This is a genomic window from Rhodococcus sp. 5A-K4, assembly GCF_046097995.1.
In the GTDB taxonomy this organism is placed as follows: Bacteria; Actinomycetota; Actinomycetes; order Mycobacteriales; family Mycobacteriaceae; genus Rhodococcus_F; species Rhodococcus_F erythropolis.
The window spans coordinates 101,905-120,304 of the sequence record NZ_JBJURM010000014.1 but is presented as its reverse complement, the minus strand read 5'-3'; the positions used below and the strand labels follow the sequence as shown (position 1 = coordinate 120,304).

16 protein-coding genes and 1 riboswitch are annotated in these 18,400 nt (G+C 62.8%); of the genes, 6 read left to right on the top strand and 10 right to left on the bottom strand.

Going from position 1 to position 18,400, the window contains the following annotated elements:
* Positions 1-3: 3 nt before the first annotated feature.
* The 7 genes from metE to ACKAMS_RS19355 form a co-directional block, all read right to left on the bottom strand.
* Positions 4-2,268, bottom strand: coding sequence for a 5-methyltetrahydropteroyltriglutamate--homocysteine S-methyltransferase (metE, locus tag ACKAMS_RS19385; RefSeq protein WP_256063182.1), 2,265 nt, complete (start codon positions 2,266-2,268; stop codon positions 4-6).
* Positions 2,269-2,426: 158 nt separating this feature from the next.
* Positions 2,427-2,628, bottom strand: a riboswitch (cobalamin riboswitch).
* A 105-nt stretch (positions 2,629-2,733) separates the two neighbouring features.
* Entirely contained in the window at positions 2,734-3,171 is a 438-nt protein-coding gene (locus ACKAMS_RS19380; RefSeq protein ID WP_019745008.1) for a helix-turn-helix domain-containing protein, read from the bottom strand.
* Positions 3,172-3,391: 220 nt separating this feature from the next.
* Positions 3,392-4,021 carry a response regulator transcription factor gene (locus tag ACKAMS_RS19375; protein WP_019745007.1) on the bottom strand — a complete coding sequence of 210 codons (630 nt, stop codon included), beginning with the start codon at positions 4,019-4,021 and terminating at the stop codon, positions 3,392-3,394.
* Positions 4,018-5,142 carry a sensor histidine kinase gene (locus tag ACKAMS_RS19370; RefSeq protein WP_021332163.1) on the bottom strand — a complete coding sequence of 375 codons (1,125 nt, stop codon included), beginning with the start codon at positions 5,140-5,142 and terminating at the stop codon, positions 4,018-4,020. The genes ACKAMS_RS19375 and ACKAMS_RS19370 overlap by 4 nt, the downstream gene beginning before the upstream one ends.
* Positions 5,143-5,937 (bottom strand): ABC transporter permease, encoded by a 795-nt coding sequence (locus tag ACKAMS_RS19365; protein WP_019745005.1) that lies wholly within the window; start codon positions 5,935-5,937, stop codon positions 5,143-5,145.
* On the bottom strand, positions 5,937-6,893 hold the full coding sequence (locus tag ACKAMS_RS19360; RefSeq protein ID WP_019745004.1) for an ABC transporter ATP-binding protein: 957 nt from the start codon (positions 6,891-6,893) through the stop codon (positions 5,937-5,939). Before ACKAMS_RS19360 ends, ACKAMS_RS19365 begins: the two co-directional genes overlap by 1 nt.
* A gap of 45 nt (positions 6,894-6,938) precedes the next feature.
* Positions 6,939-7,886, bottom strand: coding sequence for a DMT family transporter (locus tag ACKAMS_RS19355; RefSeq protein WP_021345335.1), 948 nt, complete (start codon positions 7,884-7,886; stop codon positions 6,939-6,941).
* Positions 7,887-7,954: 68 nt separating this feature from the next.
* Here ACKAMS_RS19355 and ACKAMS_RS19350 point away from each other — a divergent pair, with 68 nt between their 5' ends.
* Positions 7,955-8,500: a CGNR zinc finger domain-containing protein gene (locus ACKAMS_RS19350; RefSeq protein ID WP_020908856.1), complete on the top strand. Its 546-nt coding sequence runs from the start codon at positions 7,955-7,957 to the stop codon at positions 8,498-8,500.
* Between the two features lie 113 nt (positions 8,501-8,613).
* Positions 8,614-9,912, top strand: coding sequence for an NtaA/DmoA family FMN-dependent monooxygenase (locus ACKAMS_RS19345; protein ID WP_020908855.1), 1,299 nt, complete (start codon positions 8,614-8,616; stop codon positions 9,910-9,912).
* Here the strand turns inward: ACKAMS_RS19345 and ACKAMS_RS19340 are convergent.
* Entirely contained in the window at positions 9,909-10,874 is a 966-nt protein-coding gene (locus ACKAMS_RS19340; protein ID WP_019745000.1) for a proline dehydrogenase family protein, read from the bottom strand. The two genes, ACKAMS_RS19345 and ACKAMS_RS19340, sit on opposite strands and share 4 nt — an antisense overlap.
* Positions 10,874-12,535: an L-glutamate gamma-semialdehyde dehydrogenase gene (gene pruA, locus ACKAMS_RS19335; RefSeq protein ID WP_021345333.1), complete on the bottom strand. Its 1,662-nt coding sequence runs from the start codon at positions 12,533-12,535 to the stop codon at positions 10,874-10,876. Before pruA ends, ACKAMS_RS19340 begins: the two co-directional genes overlap by 1 nt.
* Before the next feature lie 195 nt (positions 12,536-12,730).
* Between pruA and ACKAMS_RS19330 the strand changes: the two genes are divergently transcribed.
* The 3 genes from ACKAMS_RS19330 to ACKAMS_RS19320 are packed head-to-tail and all read left to right on the top strand — an operon-like array spanning position 12,731 to position 15,815.
* Complete coding sequence (locus ACKAMS_RS19330; protein WP_084325174.1) at positions 12,731-14,401, top strand: CdaR family transcriptional regulator; 1,671 nt, start codon at positions 12,731-12,733, stop codon at positions 14,399-14,401.
* A complete protein-coding gene (locus ACKAMS_RS19325) occupies positions 14,398-14,715 on the top strand; it encodes a nuclear transport factor 2 family protein (RefSeq protein WP_020908852.1) in 318 nt (105 codons plus the stop codon). Before ACKAMS_RS19330 ends, ACKAMS_RS19325 begins: the two co-directional genes overlap by 4 nt.
* Positions 14,715-15,815: a DNA alkylation repair protein gene (locus ACKAMS_RS19320; protein WP_021345330.1), complete on the top strand. Its 1,101-nt coding sequence runs from the start codon at positions 14,715-14,717 to the stop codon at positions 15,813-15,815. The genes ACKAMS_RS19325 and ACKAMS_RS19320 overlap by 1 nt, the downstream gene beginning before the upstream one ends.
* Positions 15,816-15,873: 58 nt before the next feature.
* On the opposite strand, the gene ACKAMS_RS19315 is transcribed toward ACKAMS_RS19320, so the two are convergent.
* Positions 15,874-16,923 (bottom strand): ABC transporter substrate-binding protein, encoded by a 1,050-nt coding sequence (locus tag ACKAMS_RS19315; RefSeq protein WP_037249600.1) that lies wholly within the window; start codon positions 16,921-16,923, stop codon positions 15,874-15,876.
* A 373-nt stretch (positions 16,924-17,296) separates the two neighbouring features.
* On the opposite strand from ACKAMS_RS19315, the gene ACKAMS_RS19310 reads away from it, so the two are divergent.
* Positions 17,297-18,385, top strand: coding sequence for a 3-deoxy-7-phosphoheptulonate synthase (locus ACKAMS_RS19310; RefSeq protein ID WP_020908849.1), 1,089 nt, complete (start codon positions 17,297-17,299; stop codon positions 18,383-18,385).
* Positions 18,386-18,400: the final 15 nt, after the last annotated feature.

The window sequence follows — 18,400 nt, the reverse complement described above, 5'->3', positions numbered from 1 at the left end:
CCCCTAAAGCTCCGCTCGTACCAACTTCGCGGCTTCGACGAGGTTACGCAGTGACGCCTCGACCTCGACGGAACCGCGAGTCTTCAAACCGCAGTCCGGGTTGACCCACAACCGCTCGACCGGAACAGCTTTGAGTGCCTCACGCAGTGATTCGGCAATTTCGTCGACGCTCGGCACCCGCGGCGAGTGGATGTCGTAGACACCGGGGCCGACGCCGAGATCGAACCCGACCGAACTGAGATCGTCGAGGACCTCCATGTGTGAGCGTGCCGCCTCGATGGACGTGACGTCCGCGTCGAGGCCGGCGATGGCGCCGATCACCGCTCCGAACTCGGAGTAGCACAGGTGCGTGTGGATCGCGGTGGAATCCGCGACGCCCGAGGTGGCCAACCGGAAGGCGCCGACCGACCAGTCCAGGTAGGCGCGCTGATCCTCGGCACGCAGTGGGAGTAGTTCTCGCAGAGCCGGTTCGTCGACCTGGATGATTCCGATTCCGGCGGCCTGCAGGTCGACGGTCTCGTCTCGAATGGCCAGTGCGACTTGATTTGCCGAGTCGGCGAGGGGTTGGTCGTCGCGGACGAACGACCAGGCCAGAATGGTGACGGGTCCGGTGAGCATGCCCTTGACCGGCTTGTCGGTCAGGGACTGTGCGTACGTGATCCAGTCGACGGTCATCTGCTTCGGGCGCGAGACGTCGCCGTACAGAATCGGCGGACGCACGCAGCGGGTGCCGTACGACTGGACCCAACCGTTGGCGGTGGCGAAGAATCCGTCCAACTGCTCCGCGAAGTACTGGACCATGTCGTTGCGTTCCGGCTCACCGTGCACAAGCACGTCCAGGTCCAGCTTTTCTTGGAGCGCAACAACTTCGGCAATTTCGGCGCGCATACGGTTGACGTACTCGGCTTCGTCGATCTCACCTTTGCGCAGCGCTGCGCGAGCGATGCGGATCTTCGAGGTTTGCGGGTACGAACCGATGGTCGTCGTGGGCAGCGGCGGCAGAGAAAGCAGCTCGTCCTGGGCAGCGCGACGTTCGGCGGCGGGCGCGCGACCGGTTGCCGAGTTCAGCACCGCGTCCAGACGGCCTCGAACACTCGCATCATTGAGTCTGCGATCGTCCTTGCGGGTCGACGCGGCCGCTCGTGCCAGAGCGAACTCGTCCTCCACCGACTCTCTGCCCTGTGTGAGAGCGGTTGCGAGAGTTACTACTTCCTTGACCTTCTCGGTGCCGAACGCGAGCCACGAGCGCAGGGCCTTGTCGACATCGGACTCAGCGTCGAGTGTGTACGGAACGTGCAGCAGGGAGCACGACGTGGAGACGGCAAGCGTGTCGACGCTGCCGAGCAAGGCACCCAAAGTGCTCAGTGCCGAGTCCAGATCGGACCGCCAGATGTTTCGTCCGTCGACCACTCCGGCGACGATTAGTTTGCGGGCGAGTTCAGGTACGGAGCCGATCGAATCCTGACCGGCCACCAGGTCGACGGCAAATCCTTCGACGCCGGTGGACGCAAGCGCGGGCAACGCGTCACGCAGCGAACCGAAGTACGACGCCAACAGGATCGACGGCCGCTCGGACAGCGCTGAAAGCTGTTCGTACGCAGCGCGTGCCGCTTCGATTTCCTCATCGGTGCGATCGCCCACGAGGGCGGGTTCGTCGAGCTGAACCCAGCTCGCACCGGCCTTCGCGAGCCGACCGAGTAGATCCGCGTAGAGGGGGAGTAGTTCGTCGAGCCGCGAGAGCAGCGGCTCGTCTGTGCCGACAGCCTTCGAGAGCAGCAGGAAGGTGACCGGTCCGATGACGACCGGGCGGGCTGCAATGCCGTCGGAAAGTGCTTCTGCCAGTTCGGACAAGACCTTGGACGGGTCGAGTGCGAACGTGGTGGACGGTGAAATCTCCGGCACCAGGTAGTGGTAGTTGGTGTCGAACCACTTCGTCATTTCGAGTGGCGCGATGGTGTCCGTCCCACGGGCGGCGGCAAAGTAGCGGTCCAACGGATCGGCGACCGACGCGACGCGGTCGGGCAGCGCGCCGAGAAGAACTGCGGTGTCGAGCATCTGGTCGTAGAAGGAGAAGGTATTGACCGGGATGGAGTCGAGGCCCAGGTCACGGAGGTCGGCCAAGCCCTGCCGACGGAGGTCACGGGCGACAGCCTGCAGGGCGTCGGCGTCGATGCGCCCTGCCCAGTAGCTTTCGGTTGCCCGCTTGAGTTCTCGATGAGGACCGATGCGCGGTGAGCCCAGCACGGTCGAAGTGAATGTTGTTGTCACGGAGTTTCTCCAGATTGCCAATGCATTGATGGCCACTGCCGGCAGACGGGTACACCTCACGAGACCTCGAGTTTCGGCGGACAGTACTGCCCGCACCGCACACGAGGTCCGATGGAGATCTACACGCCCATTCCACGAGGCGGTGGACCGTCGGGCACGGCGTGCCCGACACAGTCGGCAGGTCTTCGGACTCGCGGGCACTCGATCGAGTTGGATCGAACCTACTGGCCGTCGCTTCCCAGGCGGATGCCCAGTGCACATAAACGGCGGTCGTTCCTGCTTACCGCTGCGGGACAGTCCCGGATTTTCACCGGGTTCCCTCTCACTCCGACAGCTTGCGCTGACGGGGCTTCGACGCCGGGAACGGTCTTCGGGGCTCCTCATGACCGCGCCGGGCGAACCAGCTGCATCGACCAGCATAAGGCCAACCCTCCCTGAGCAGTCAAGGAGAGTCGGCGAAGGGCGCTACGCGCGTGACATGTAGGAATTCGAGTCCGGTGGTACGCGCGGAAGATTCTCGGAGGAACGTAGATTCTCCGCCATTTCGACAAGCAGATCCTGCGAAGACGGCGATAGATCGACGACGCGAGAGGTGAGGTTTCGCAGGCGCACGTTGTGCAGCTGTTCGAGGAGAGAGAGGTCCGCCTCGCCGCCCGAGATCGCGGGCGGAGTTTGATCGGACGGGGCGTAGAAGTAGTCCGGATGGACGTTGAAGAAGTGGGCGAGGGCGGCAACCACTTCGGGTGACGGGTTGGTTCGGACGCCGGTGCGCAGTTGGGACAGGTACGGCGTCGAGATGCGGCAGCCGAACTCGGTCATGCCGCGAACGACCATCGCGTTGGTGACGTGAAAGTCGGCAGTCTCGAACAGCGAGTTCAAGCGATCGTTGAACTGGTTCGACATGAGACGTCCCTTCCCCCGTTACGCACAGGCTCCGTCGATTCAATTAACTGCATCATAGCCAGTTATCGAACGATTAGCTGTTTTGGATTCTCGCGAAGGGGGTCGTTTGCAGGGAAAATCCCTAGGGTAGAAGGTCCCTACTTTGAGTGATTTGGACAAATCGCCGTCAAGAATCGAACCGCGAACTATTTGCCGGGGAAGTGGATTCCGGCCACGCGGATCAGAGCCAGCCGTTCGACTCGGCGATTCTGACGGCTTCCGCGCGCGTCGACGCACCCGTCTTACCCATTGCGGATGACAGATGATTTCGAACCGTCCCTGCGGACAAGAAGAGCGCCCCTGCGATGGCTGCCACGGGTGCGCCGTCGTGAGCGGCGCGCAGTACTTGGGTCTCACGCTCCGTCAGAGGCGACTCGCCGCTGACGAGGCTGTCGGCCGCAAGGGTGGGATCGACGACGCGCAGTCCGGCGTGGACACGCCTGACTGCGTCGGCCAACTGCCTGGCGGGTGTGTCCTTGACGACGAACCCGCCGGCCCCGGCGTGCAGGGCCTTGCGAAGAAATCCGGGACGTCCGAACGTGGTGACGATCAGGACTCGGGTGTCTGGTGCGGCCTCGCGAAGGGCCGCCGTCGCGGCGATTCCGTCCATGCCGGGCATCTCGACGTCCAGAAGCGCGACATCTGGGCGGTGTTCGAGAACAGCGGCCACAACCTCGTCGCCGCGACCGACCTCGGCCACCACGGAGAGGTCGGATTCCAGATCGAGTAGTGCGGCCAACGCTCCTCGCACGAGCGCCTGGTCGTCCGCCAAGAGCAGCCGTATGGTTGCTCGATCGCCCTGGCTGTTCACTCTGTCTCCTGTTCGACTACCTGAAGTGCAAACCCCTGCGGCTGGGGATGAGTGATGATCACTCGTGCGCCCGACGCTCCGGCGCGCTCGCGTAATCCGATCAGACCGTTGCCGGAAGACGTCGACCCGGCCCCTTGCCCGTCGTCGACGACCGACGCACTATTTTCGTCGACCGTGATCCGGCAGTGGGTCGCACCGCTGTGTCGAACGACGTTGGTGACGCCCTCACGGATCGTCCATGCAAAGAGTTCGCGAAGACGCGTGGGAACCATGTCGGTACTGCTCGGCACCTCGTCCTCGATACCAGCCGCACGCAATGCCTCTCGTGCTCGGGCTATCTCGACGGGAAGAGAAATCCCACGAAATCCTTCGACGGCTGAACGCACGTCTGCCAACGCGTCACGCGAAAGTCTTTCGAGGTCGTCGAGTTCGTTGCGCGCACGTTCGATATCGACATCGAGTAGGCGATTGGCCAGTTCGGCTTTGATCGTGATGACGGTCAGCGAGTGCCCGAGGATGTCGTGCAGATCGCGCGCCATCCTCGTTCGCTCCTCCATGATTGCCCGCTGCTCCTGCTCTTCGCGTTCATGGAGCATGGCGAAGTTGCGGCTGATCAGGGACATGATGCCCCAGGTCGCGAATGCGGCCGCGCAGACTCCGAGCGAGAGTCCGGAGTAGTTCCCCCACCCGGACGAGAGGCTCACTATCTCCACGGAGGCCGCGAACACCAAGGCGAGAATGCCGCCCGCGACGGTCGGCAGCAGCGTCACCGCTGTCACCGCGAGATACGGTGCGGCTGCCAAACCAGTCGGCCCGACGCTGACGATCATCACGGCGGCCAACGCGGTCAAGGCGGCCAAAGCCAGTGCAGCTTCGCGAATCGTCGGCCGAGTCATTGTCATTCGACGCCGCTGCTGCGTTGTGGCGAACGTGTAGAGATAGAGCGCACCGAAGGCGACCGTCGCGAGAATCCCTGTCCAGCCGCGCAGTTCGTCGCGCAGATTCCATCCCTCGATCAGTGGCCCGCCGAGAAATACCATCCAGACCGCCGCGAAGAGAACGCCGAAACGATTCCGCCGCGGGAGCGCGACGGAATCTTCTCGGTCAGTCGTTTGCGACAACTACACACGCTCCGTATCTCGTTGGAACCGCCAGATCGCTCCGCCGGCGAAGATGGCGAACCACACCAGGATATTGACGATCCAGGTCCAGTGAATGCTATTGCCCGTCAACGGTGCGTGGGCGAGGGCGTTGATGCCGAACATCGGGGTGAACTGTGCGATGGTCGCCCATACGGAACCGTCGGTGAGCGGCACGAAGAGTCCGCCGCCGAAGGCGAGCAGAGCCAGTCCCGGTCCGAGCAACTGCATGACGTTCTCACTGGGGAGTAGATACCCCATGAACAGGCCGAAGGCCGCGAAGATCGACGATCCCAACCAGGCGATCAATGCCGTTGTGAACCAGAGTGATCCGTCCATCTGCGCCGAGGTGAACGCGCCGACGACGTAGACGACAAGGATCGAGACGAGACCGAGCAGCATCGCCATGATCAGTTTGACGGCGATGTAGGCGACCGGGGTCAGGGGAGTCAGCCGAAGTTGACGGCTCCATCCCGACGCTCGCTCGATCGAGACCATCGCTCCGCCACTGGTAGTTGCAAGCATCGCGCCGTACAGGGCCATGCTGATCATGATGTACGCGGCGACATTGCCGTGTCCGATCCCGTGGTCGTCGTCGCCTTGACCGAGACCGAAGACGAGGAAGAAGACAACCGGCATGACGAGCGTGAAGATCATCGTGCGCCGATTGCGGGTCAGGCGACGAAATTCCAGTCGCAGTAGCGTCGTGTTGAATCCGCCGAGAGGTACGACGGTTCGCTCGGCTCCGTAGGTGTTCGCTTCGGTTGCAGTGGTCATCATTTCTGTCCTTCGGAGTTGTTCGACGTGAGTGCGATGAATGCGTCTTCGAGGCCACGCGAGACGATTTCGAGATCGCGAGCCTGGGTATTGGTCAACAGGAACCGTGCAACGGCATCGGTGTCACCCGAGTGCACGAGCAGTGACTCACCGCGCACCTCGACGGCGTCGGAGTTCGGTATGGCTCGCAGAAGTTCGTCGGTGATGCCTGGAACAGTCGCGCGCAGGGTGCGCCCGGACGCCATCGCCTTGACCTCGGCGGTGGTCCCGTCTGCGACCACGGTGCCTTGCCTGACCAGGATGATGCGGTCGGCGTAGACATCGGCCTCTTCGAGGTAGTGCGTCGCAAAAAGCACAGTGCGACCGTGATCTGCGTCGGCGCGGATGGCGGACCAAAAGTCCCGACGCCCTTCGACGTCCATGCCGGTGGTGGGCTCGTCGAGAATGAGCAATTGCGGGTTCGACAGCAACGCCATCGCAAATCGCAACCGCTGTTGTTGTCCGCCTGAGCATTTGCTGACCAGGCGATCGGAGATGTCGAGGATTCCGGCTCTCCCCAGCACTTCGTCGACCGGACGGGATTGGGCGTACAGGCTGGCGGTCAGCTGCACCGTCTCGGCAACCGTCAGCTCTTTCAGTAGTCCGCCGGTCTGCATGACTGCGGAGACGAGTCCGCGGGCGATCGCCGATCGCGGTGACATTCCGAAGACGCTCACGTCGCCCGACGTCGGCCGGGACAGGCCGAGGATCATGTCGATGGTTGTCGTCTTGCCTGCGCCGTTCGGGCCGAGGAACGCGACGATCTCGCCGGGGCGGATGCTCAGGTCGATACCCTTGACGGCGTCGACGGTTCCGAAACTCTTGCGAAGTCCGGTCAACCGGACGGCGTCGTGTGCCGATCCTTCAGTGAGTGTGTGCAGTGCCTGTGGTGAATGCCGTGCCTGTGCTGAGGTCATACATAGAATCTGCTCGCTTCGAGGTCGTAATCCCTCGTCCGTCCGTCATTCTTCTGCCATGACATTTGTCATCGGGTCGGCCGGTATCTGATTCGGTGCAACCTGGCCGAGGCGCGCGAGGACCAACCCCGCGATGATTGCTGCGCCACCCACAGCTTGGAGTGCAGTGACGGATTCCCCGACCAGGATCCACGCGGCGAGGACCGCGCACAGCACTTCGGTCAGCGCTACGAGAGATCCGATTGTCGGCCCCAGCAGCGTGATTGCGGCGATGCCGGTGAGATAGGCAATGACAGTGCTGACCAGGACCAGGACCACCACCGGCAGCCATACGTTCACCGAATGGTCTGCCACGACGGCGTTCGAGGCCGAGAACTGGAGGGGGAGGACGCCGACGAGTCCGAGCGCGCCGATGACCACTGCACTGACCGTGAGCCCCGATGCCGCGAGCACAACAGGATGGAGATCACCGTCCGCACGTTCGGAAATGACGAAATAGACTGCAAGGCATGCCGCGGCGGCCAGTCCCCAGGCGACTCCGACGGCACTGATCTCTGCCGATCCGAAGACGTCGATCACCACGGCGGCGCCGATCATGGCAACCGCCGCACCGAGAAGCGTCTGCACGCTCGGACGCGCGCCCTTGGTTATCCACACCCATCCGATGACGATGATCGGTGCAAGGTACTCGAGAAGCAATGCGACGCCGACCGAAAGATGTTGCACGGCATTGAAGAAGCACAGTTGAACGCCCGAGATCGCGAACACCCCGTACAGCAGTACCGTTCGCGTGTGGGCGCTCACCTGTCGTAGGCGAGGCCATTGGGTGGCTACGGCGATCGCCATCATCACCAGTGCGCCGCCGGCAACGCGCGCGAACACTGCGCCGCCGGGGGACCACCCCGATTCGATGAGAGACTTCGCGAACGGGCCCGAGACGCCGAACGTTGCCGCGGACAGCAGAGCGAAGATCAAGCCGTTGCGAGAGTTCACGTCGTCACCCGTCAGGAGTAAAAGCGATTACGATGCTGACATTAGGTTGATAGAGCTCAGGAGTCAAAGTGCATTTTGCTGGTGACACGGAATCGGCGCTCGTCTTCGCCGCGTCGTTGGTCAACACGGCCCGCGGCGGGGCTGAACTGCTTCCGGATCAAGAGGAGCTGACACGGTTTCTCGACGCGGATCATTGGACCGGCAGGCGGGACGGCACGCGGGAGGAATTGACGGCGGTTCGTGCGCTGCGTCCACGACTGCGAAAGTTCTGGGAAGCCGCGGGAGTGGACGACGCCGTCGAGGTGGTGAACACGCTGCTACTCGAATCCGGCGCGAGGCCGCGGCTCACCAGGCACGACGACCTCGGCTGGCATCTGCACGTCACCGCTGACGATTCGCCACTGGTGGACCGGATGGCCGCAGAAGCGGCGATGGGTGTGCTCGATCTGATCCGAACCGACGAATTCTCGCGGTTGCGATGGTGCGAGGCCCCGGACTGCGAAGCGGTCTTCGTGGATTTGTCGCGCAATCGTTCGAAGCGATACTGCGACACCGGAAACTGTGGGAACAGGGCGCACGTCGCCGCCTATCGGGCCCGTAAATCCGGTGCGTGACCAAGCGGTGCTCGGAGGGATAGAACCAGGCTGAGTGAATACCTTGTCGGGAGCCAGGATCGGTCTAGCGTTGTGAATTCGGAACAGATTTCGCGAAGCCAGGAGGATGGTCGGTGGCCGATCGTAGGCGTCCACTCAAGACGGTGACCGGTGTCAGCGGGGCGGTGAGTATCTACGACGCCGCGATCGATCCGACGACTTCGACGGTCGCGTCCGCGATCGACGTCGCAAAGACGGCCGAGGCGAACAAGATCGACGGACTGTTTGCCGCCGACCTGCTGAGTTTCGGCGCGCAGGGCGCGATCGGCGCGCAGGAGCCGTTGATCTTCCTTGCCGCGCTGAGTGCGGTCACCACCCATGTGGGGCTGATCGCCACCGTCACGACAACATTTCATCACCCTTTCAACCTGGCACGGTTGTTCGGCACCCTGGACCACGTCAGCAATGGTCGAGCCGCATGGAATGCCGTCACTTCCTCACTCGGAGAAGAGAACTACAGCGACCTGGACCTGCCGAGTCCGGAGGAGCGGTACGCCCGAGCGGCCGAATCGCTCGAGGTGGTCAACGCACTCTTCGACAGCTGGAAGCCCGGCGCCCTGACCCGGGGAGAGGGCTCAGCGGTGCTCGATCCGTCGAGGGTGGTCCCCATCGAGCATCGAGGCAAGTACTTCACGGTGCAGGGGCCGCTGAACATCCCCTCCCTGCCGCAGCGTCGTCCGGTCCAATTCCAGGCCGGCCAATCTGCCGGAGGTATCGAACTGGGTGCTCGCTTCGCGGAGGTCGTATTCACTTCTCTCGCAACCTTCGAGGACGCGGTCACCTACACGAAGACGATCCGCGCCCGGGCGGCAGAGTTGGGGCGTGGGGACGAACTGCCACTGATTTTCAGCTCGTTCCACGCAACGTACGGCGCTACCGAAACCGAAGTCGAACGATTGGTCAGAGAAGCCGAGGAATCGACGGACTTCGACGCCGGTCGCACGAGGCTTGCCGACATGTTCGGCGGTGACGTGGATTTCTCGGAATTGCCGCTGGATCGGCCGATCCCGGAGTCGTTGTTGCCGGACCCGTCGTCGGTGAATCGACGACGGGGCCGGGTCGAGATCTTCGGCAAGCTCGCATCACAAGGAAAGACTCTGCGTGAGTTGATCATCGCGTCCAAGGACACCGGCCACTGGGCAGCGGCGGGCACCCCGGAACAGCTCGCGGACGCGATCGAGGAACGATACGACGCGGGCGTACTCGACGTCATCACGCTCGGTGACCTTGCCGATCCGCGTACACGCGATTTCGTCACGAACGGACTGCTGCCGGAACTACGCAAGCGCAGAATCGTGGGAACAGATTACGTCGGGGGTACCTTCCGTGAGAACCTCGAGTTGCCACCGCTACCACCGGTTTCCAGCACCTAGTTGTTGGAGGCGAGTGAGCGCATGAAGAACATGAGGTTGGCCGGCCGTTCCGCCAGGCGACGCATGAAGTAGCCGTACCACTGGCTGCCGTAGGGAACGTAGACCCGCAGGTGATTGCCTTCGGCTACCAATCTGCGTTGTTCGCCGTCGCGGATGCCGTAGAGCATCTGAAACTCGAAATCCTCGGCTGTCCGTTCGGTCAATGTGGCGAGTTCGAGGGCGGCGTCGATCATGGTGGGATCGTGGGAGGCGACCATCGGGTACCCGTCACCTTCCATCAAGACCTTCAGGCAACGCAGGTACGACGCGTCGACTTCGCCGGGCTTTTGGAACGCAACGTCGGCCGGTTCCTTGTATGCACCCTTGCACAGCCGAATTCGTGAACCTGATCCGGAGAAGTGCCGGCAGTCGGCCTCGGTGCGGTGCAGATACGCCTGCAGGACCGTGCCGAGCGTCGGGAAGTCGCGGCGCAACTCTTCGACGATGGACAGTGTCGAGTCGGTGGTGGTGTGATCCTCCGCATCGACGGTGACCCACGCGCCCACTTCGTCTGCCGCTGTGACGATTCGGTGAGCGTTCGCCAGGGCGATCTTCTCGCCGTCGCCGGGAAGTGACTGCCCTAACGCGGAGAGCTTGAGCGAAACCTCGAGAGTGTGTTGCGTCCCAGCCGCTTCGGAAAGCGTTGCGTACGAGCGGAGAAGGGAGAGATAGGCGTCGACGGTAGCTGTTGCCTGAGCTGGATCGGTAGTGTCCTCGCCGAGGTAGTCGACCGTCACGAACCGGCCACTGGTGAGGATGTCGCGTACGGCTGACACCGCTGCGGGTTCCGCGTCCCCGGCGACGAACCTGTCTACCAGCTTGCGGGTCAAGGTCATCCCGGAGACTGTCTTCTCCAGCCGCGACGAGCGTGCCGCCGCGAGGAGTACCGGGCGCAGCGGGTTGCTCAGCGAGACGGCACTCATCAACGGTTCTCGCTCTCGGCTGGATCGACGTCCTGGTGGGGGTAGCGATGATCGGTGGGAGGAACGAAGGTTTCCTTGACGGTGCGTGTCGACGTCCAACGGAGCAGGTTCTGCGGTGAACCGGCCTTGTCGTTGGTACCGGAAGCTCGAGCGCCGCCGAAGGGTTGTTGTCCGACTACCGCGCCCGTCGGCTTGTCGTTGACGTAGAAGTTTCCGGCGGCGAACCGCAGACCGTGGTGAGCTTGATCGACGGCCGCACGGTCGGTGGCGATCACGGCACCGGTCAGGGCGTACGCGGATCCGCTGTCGATACGAGCGAGGATGTCGGCGTAGGCATTCGGTGCGGAGTCGTCGTAGACGTGCAGGGAGAGTATGGGGCCGAAGTACTCGGTGCTGAAGGCCTCGTCACTGGGGTCGTCACCGAGCAGGACCGTCGGCGAGATGAAGAATCCTTCGCGGTCGTCGTAGTCGCCGCCTGCTGCGATGGTGAGGCTGCCGGTCGACTTGGCTCGGACGATCGCGGCGGCATTGCGGTCGAAGGAACGCTGGTCGATGACGGCGCCGCCGAAGTTCGTCAGGTCGGTGACGTCGCCGTACTTCAGTGACGACACTGTGTCGATGAACGTGTCGCCCATCTTGGCCCACACCGATTTCGGGACGAATGCCCGTGACGCGGCCGAGCATTTCTGTCCCTGATAGTCGAAGGCCCCGCGGATCAATGCCGTCGTGAGTACGTCGGGGTCTGCTGAACTGTGTGCGAGTACAAAATCTTTGCCGCCGGTTTCGCCGACGAGACGCGGATACGTCCGGTAGTTCGAGATGTTGGCTCCGACCTCACGCCACAAACGCTGGAACGTTGCGGTCGATCCGGTGAAGTGGATGCCCGCCAGGCGAGGGTCGGCCAGCGCGACCTCGGACACCGTGGGGCCGTCGCCGAGAACAAGATTGATCACCCCGGGTGGGAGGCCGGCGGCTTCGAGTAGTTGCATCGTCAGGTACGCCGCGACGGCCTGCGTCGGTGACGGCTTCCAGATCACGGTGTTGCCCATCAGGGCCGGTGCGGTGGGGAGATTTCCGGCGATGGCGGTGAAATTGAAGGGGGTGATCGCGTAGACAAAACCTTCGAGTGGTCGATATTCGACGCGATTCCAGACTCCCGGAGCGGAAACGGGTTGGTCGGCGAGTATCTGGCGTGCGAACGCGACGTTGAAACGCCAGAAGTCGATCAGTTCGCACGGGGCATCGATCTCGGCCTGATATGCGGTCTTCGACTGACCGAGCATTGTTGCGGCGGCGATGGTTTCGCGCCACGGGCCGGAGAGTAGATCGGCGGCGCGGAGGAAGACCGCCGCGCGGTCGTCGAACGAGAGGTCGCGCCAGGCCGGGGCGGCGAGCGTAGCGGCGTCGATGGCATCACGAACATCCGAGTGCGTTGCGCCCGCAAACGATCCGATGACCGAGCTGTGACGGTGTGGTTGAACTACGTTCTCCCGCTTGCCTTCCGCAGTTCGGTGGACGCCCCCGATGACCTGTCGGATGTCGGTGGGTGTCTCGGCCAGTTCGGTCAGTTTGGTGCGTAGGCGTGATCGTTCCGGGCTTCCCGGCCCGTAATTGTTGACCGGTTCGTTGGCTGGGTGGGGGACATTGGTGACGGCGTCCATGACGATCCTTCGGCAGACTGATGGGTGGGGCAGTTGTCGTGTCGTCATCAGTCAAGCCGAAAGGAGTCGGCGAGTAATCCGCTGATCGGCCAAACTTCTCGGACGCTGTTTGTTCGATCGGCTGAACCATTTCCGCAGGAAAATGCACTATTCTCGAAATTGAGGCGTTGGAACGGTCCGGAAAGTGGGTGGTACGTGGCTATCCGTGAGGTCAGGCTCGACGCGGTCCTTCGGGCGCTGGGCGGAGCCTTTGTCGAGCTCGTCTTCGCGCCGTCAGGTGATGACGTCTTCGTCGACTCCGTGGTGTTCGCGGAGGTCGGGGACCTCACACGCCCCGGAACCGCGGACGTCGAATCCTCTGAACTCTGGCTCGCTGTCGGTATCGGTGCAGCCGAATTGGCAGCCTGGCTGAACCGCGTCGATCAGAAGGGATCAGCGCCTCGGGCCGTCATGTCGAAGGAGGCCTCGGACACGTCGGTGCGCGCGGCGGCACAGCGCGCCGGGATCGCCTTGATGGCAGTCCATCCGGACGCTCGTTGGGATCGATTGTTCACTACGATCCGGGGCGTGCTCGATCATTCGGTATCTCGTCAGGATTCGGAGGACGTTGTATTCGGCAGTGACACAGACTTGTTCGAGCTGGCGCAGAACGTCGCGTCACTCACCCGGGGGATGGTCAGCATCGAGGACGAGCGTTCCCACGTCATGGCTTATTCGGCATCAGGGGATGCTGCGGACGAGCTCCGCCGGCAATCGATCCTCGGGCGTGAAGGACCTCGGGAATACCTCCGGAAGCTGCAGGAGTGGGGCGTCTTCGAAAGCTTGCGGCGAAGTGACGACGTAGTGGAGGTGCCTGCGCACGAAGACCTCGCGATCAGGCGACGGTTGGTGGTTCCCATTCGCAGAATTTCCGAGAACGTCAAGGGGGAGAGCGGTTTCAGTTCTGATCTACTCGGCACGATCTGGGTTCAGGAAGGCCCGCTTCCCATCGCCGGCGATGCCGACAGAGTACTCCGCGGTGCCGCGGCCATTGCAGCTCGGCTGATTTCGCGCATCCGAGACGCGCCGAGTAACGAGGCGATACAGGTTCAGCGCTTGCTCGGGGTTCGCGGCGGCGGCGTCGATGTTCCTTCTCTGGCGGCCTCGTTGTCCATCCCGATGTCCGGACCCGCGATGGTGATCGGCGTGGCGAGTGTCGGGGGCAGCGTGTTGTCGGCTTCGGGTGAGCTCGTGTCGTCGTTGCGCCTGCACGCCAGTGCCTTTCATCGTGAATCGCTGGTGAGTGCATTCGGCGCCCGGATCTATGTGCTGTTTCCGCGAACCCAATCCGTGAAATCCACAGTCTCGTGGACCCGTGAAGTTGTCGCGCGTTTGGACAAGTTGTCGCCCTCGGGTTTACGGGCCGCAGTCTCGTCGCCGGTTTCGACGCTCACTGAGGTGGCTAGGGCTCGCGCCGAAGTGGATCGGGTCTTGGACGGAACGTCGGGGGATGTTCGTGTGACCACCCTCGCGGACTCGCGCACTCCGGTGCTGCTGGGCGAAATCATGGACGCGATTGCGGCCGACGAGCAACTGCACGATCCGAGAATCGACGCGCTCGACGTCTACGACAGGCGTAACGGGTCGAACATGCGTGAAAGCGTCTCCGTTTACCTCGCGCATTCGGGCGATGTCCGACGCGCGTCCGAGCAGCTTCGCATTCACCCGAACACACTCAGGTATCGGATCAAAAGGGTCGAGGAGATAACAGATACCGACCTGTCCGAGCCCTCGACGAGGCTGTTGATGGAGATTCAGTTGGCGGCGTCCGCTCGCGCAGTGAGTTCGCCGAACCTGTCGGACCCCAGCAGTACTCTTCGCGAATGATCGACTCAGCGAAGGTGCCAGGCGCAGCGCGCGCATATTTCGACGGCGGAGACGTCCGTGACGTGTTCACCGAAGACGCGGTGGTGCGTGACGACGGCCGGACGTATGTCGGCATCGAAGAAATCGTGGCGTGGAAGTCCGCCGTGTCGACGGCGTTCACCTTTACCCAGAAGATCGAGTCGGTCAACACCCCAGGCTCGGCCGTTGTCGTGTCGGTGAAGGTCGAGGGTGATTTTCCCGGAAGCCCCGTCCAGTTGCATCACCATTTTTCTCTCGACGGTGATCGGATTTCCGCTCTCACGGTGTGCCCCTGATGCCCACCGCTGACGAACTGCTCGGGAAATCCGTCGTCGCCGATCTGGCAGGCTGTCTCGAGCGAGCCTCCGGTCAGACACGCCTCGCCCTCGTTCGGGGTAGTACATCCGAATTCGACGGTATGAGTCTCGGCGAACGTACCCGCGTTGTGCGGGACGCGATGACTGCCGAACTGCCTCAGGATCTTCCGGCCTTCGCCGAGATCATCCGCCGTGCGCTTTCAGCGGAGACCTTCACTGGTTGGATGATCTGGCCGGTGACCGAAGCTGTCGCCGTCACGGCGACACGAAGTGGCTCCGAGTCGGATTTCGACGAGGGAATGGCTCTGCTTGCCGAGCTGACGTCGCGTCTGACGGCCGAATTCGCAATTCGCACATTTCTCGAGACGGACCTTGACCGTTCGCTGGCGATCGCACTCACCTGGACCGGTCATGAAGACGAACACGTCCGGCGCTTGGCGACCGAAGGCACTCGTACTCGTTTGCCCTGGGGAAGACGAGTGAAAGAATTGACGGCGTGTCCCGAGTCGACAATCGCCATTCTCGACGAGCTGTATCAGGATGATTCGGAATACGTACGACGTTCGGTCGCAAACCATCTCAACGATCTCAGTCGTGCTGACGCAGCGCTCGCCGTGTCGACTGCGAAGCGTTGGTTACAGACACCGGATTCCAACACACTTAAAATCGTCAAACATGCATTGCGGACGTTGATCAAGGCCGGCGACCCGGATGCTCTGTCTCTTCTGGGGTTCTCGCCGCCCACCGACGTCGTGGTCGAAGGGTTCGTCATCGACCGCGAAATAGTCGATGCGGGTGGAGAACTCACTTTCGACTTCGCCGTCACGAACAACGGCAGCGAGTCCGTCACCGTCGTGATCGATTACATCGTCCACCACGTGAAGGCCAACGGGACCACGACGCCGAAGGTCTTCAAACTGACAACACGAACGCTCGAGCCTGGGGTGCCGGCCCGCATCGCGAAGAGGCATTCCTTCAAACCGATCAGTACCCGGAAGTACTATGCCGGCGACCATGCCGTCGAAGTGCAGATCAACGGTGTACGCCAGGTGCGAGGCGAATTCCGCTTGGAGGCGTGAGTGACCCCACCAGGTGTGGTGGGGTCACTCCAGTACCGATCCAATGCCCGCACGGATGTCAGCGCATGACCTGTACCTGTTCGGCGATATCAGCGGCCAGGGCCATCGCAGTCAGAGCGAGGCCGTTGTTGAGGTCGTATCGCAGTTGTCCGACATGGCCGTCCTGGACAGCGCGAACTCGTTTCCACGTGGGCGACTCGGCTTCGACGGCGTCGGGGTTCTGTAGCAGTACGAAGTCGGCCTGGTCGAAGATCGCGAGCTCCTCGAGGCTGTAGAACGTCGAATCCTTCCGATCGGGTGCGGCATGGGCGGCGTCAGTCAAGACGTTCAGGCCGAGGTCCTGTGCAACCGACACGGCGAACGTGTTGTTCTGCAGCCAGATCTGACCGCTGTCTGCACCGGCGATCGCAATCGACTTGCCTTCGAGGAGACCACCGATCTTGGCCCGCGCTTGAGCAAGTTCGGCGTTGTATCGGGCGATGACGCGTTCGGCGACTTCGCGGCGATCGAGCGCCGTGAGCTGCGCGGTCATGGCCTGTTTCCAGGACGAGCCCGTCGTGCCCTCGTCAACGACGAGCACCGGGGCGATGTCAGTGCCGAGCAGGCCCTTGTCCTGGTAGTAATCCCACCAGCCTTTCCCGACAACCAACAGATCGGGGTCGTAGCTCAGTATCGATTCGGCATTCGGTTCGTTGTTCGTCCCACCGAGGCGAGCTGCGCCGGCGGGTACCTTCTGCATGAGTTGAGACTTCGGATCCCAATTGGTCGCGACGATCGGGTACTCGGCCAGTAGTGCAAAATCGAGGGCGCCTCGGGCTTCGAGCACCACGACACGCTTGGGGTCCCGCGGGAGGCGGTAGGTCTGGTCCGCGACGACGATGTCGACCCACTCGTCCGAGGCTTCGGTGCCGCTGGATTCGCTCGAACATGCAGACAGTGCGCCCAGTGCACCGAGCGCCGCCGCACCGGTCAGGAACCCGCGTCGTGTCAAGGAATCGATCAGACGGCTGAATTCGTCGTCCACATCTTTTGTCGACTGCAAGGGGGTTTCGGTCGCAGAAGGGGACACCGTCGGGTGGAAGGTTTCGGTCGATTCGATCACAGGCATGAGAAGGCGCAGCTCCATCTGATGTTCCGGGCATTGGCAGGTGCCTAACCAACGTATTCGAACTTCGCAGCCGGAGCCTTACTCGAAAGCGCCAACCGCTCAGCGGATTTGGCCATTCTTCACGGACTCGTGCCACGGGACTCGCCCCTCGGATTCGGCTTGTTGTGGAGGGGCGCGCCCATCTGATCCGAACTCGAGGTATCGTGGCCGTCATGCAGCGCGTCTATTTCTGGTTTAGCAGGCCGGCCCCGGGTGGGCCTGCCGGCGTAACCACGCGCTGACAACCTCCACCCAAGAGCCGGACTACAGACCGGCTCGCTGGAGTTTCTCTTCATCTCTGGGGTCGGCCTGAGAACAGGAAACCGAAAACCCCATGACTGTCACCATCGACACCACCGCAGCTTCGGACAGCCTCGACGATCAGCGCACTGTGAGTATCAGTCCGCTCGTGTCACCGGCGACTGTTCGTGCTCAGCACGCTCCGGACGAGGTCGCGGCCGCAACCGTGCGCACCGGTCGGGCCGACACGATCAACATCCTCAACGGTGACGACGATCGTTTGATCGTCGTTGTCGGACCGTGCTCGGTACACGATCCGGAAGCTGCGATGGACTACGCCCGCCGGTTGGCCGCCAAGGCCGAAGAACTGCGGGACGATCTGCACATCGTCATGCGCGTCTACTTCGAAAAGCCGCGCACCACTCTCGGGTGGAAGGGCCTGCTCAACGACCCCCACCTCGACGGCACGTTCGACATCAACACCGGGCTCGGTATCGGCCGCAAGTTGCTTCTCGACGTGTCGAGTCTGGGCCTGCCTGTCGGCTGCGAGTTCCTTGATCCGATCATGCCGCAGTACATCGCCGACCTGGTCAGCTACGGTGCAATCGGCGCCCGGACCGCCGCCAGTCAGGTTCACCGTCAGCTGTGCAGCGCGCTGTCCATGCCCGTCGGCATCAAGAATTCCACCGAAGGTGATGTGCAGGTAGCCGTCGACGGTACCCGCGCTGCGGCGGCGAGCCATGTGTTCCCCGGAACGGATCTCGACGGCCAGGCTGCCTTGATTCGGACCGCGGGCAACCCGGACTGCCATGTGATTCTTCGTGGCGGCAGCGACGGACCGAACTACGATGCCGAGACCGTCGCGGATACCCTTGCTCGCCTGCGTAAGTCGAACCTGCCCGAGCGCGTGGTCATCGACGCGAGCCACGGTAACAGCAGCAAGGACCACGAGCGTCAGGTCGTCGTGCTGGACGACATTGCCCGACGTCTGACCGAGGGCGAGCAGGGAATCGCCGGCGTCATGTTGGAGAGTTTCATCGAGGCCGGCCGTCAGGACCTGACCTTGGGTAAGGCGGACGAGCTCACCTACGGTCAGTCGATCACCGACGCGTGCATCGACTGGTCCACCACCGCAGCGCAGTTGGACCGTCTGGCGCAGGCCGTTGCGGCTCGGAGGGGCTGACGCCCCCGTGCGCGT

Excerpts from the sequence above, each read along its gene's own strand:
- ACKAMS_RS19325 (WP_020908852.1), top strand. The coding sequence starts at position 14,398 with ATGATCGACTCAGCGAAGGTGCCAGGCGCAGCGCGCGCATATTTCGAC.
- ACKAMS_RS19360 (WP_019745004.1), bottom strand. The coding sequence starts at position 6,893 with ATGACCTCAGCACAGGCACGGCATTCACCACAGGCACTGCACACACTC.
- ACKAMS_RS19320 (WP_021345330.1), top strand. The coding sequence starts at position 14,715 with ATGCCCACCGCTGACGAACTGCTCGGGAAATCCGTCGTCGCCGATCTG.
- ACKAMS_RS19340 (WP_019745000.1), bottom strand. The coding sequence starts at position 10,874 with ATGAGTGCCGTCTCGCTGAGCAACCCGCTGCGCCCGGTACTCCTCGCG.
- ACKAMS_RS19315 (WP_037249600.1), bottom strand. The coding sequence starts at position 16,923 with ATGCCTGTGATCGAATCGACCGAAACCTTCCACCCGACGGTGTCCCCT.
- ACKAMS_RS19380 (WP_019745008.1), bottom strand. The coding sequence starts at position 3,171 with ATGTCGAACCAGTTCAACGATCGCTTGAACTCGCTGTTCGAGACTGCC.
- pruA (WP_021345333.1), bottom strand. The coding sequence starts at position 12,535 with ATGGACGCCGTCACCAATGTCCCCCACCCAGCCAACGAACCGGTCAAC.
- ACKAMS_RS19365 (WP_019745005.1), bottom strand. The coding sequence starts at position 5,937 with ATGACCACTGCAACCGAAGCGAACACCTACGGAGCCGAGCGAACCGTC.
- ACKAMS_RS19310 (WP_020908849.1), top strand. The coding sequence starts at position 17,297 with ATGACTGTCACCATCGACACCACCGCAGCTTCGGACAGCCTCGACGAT.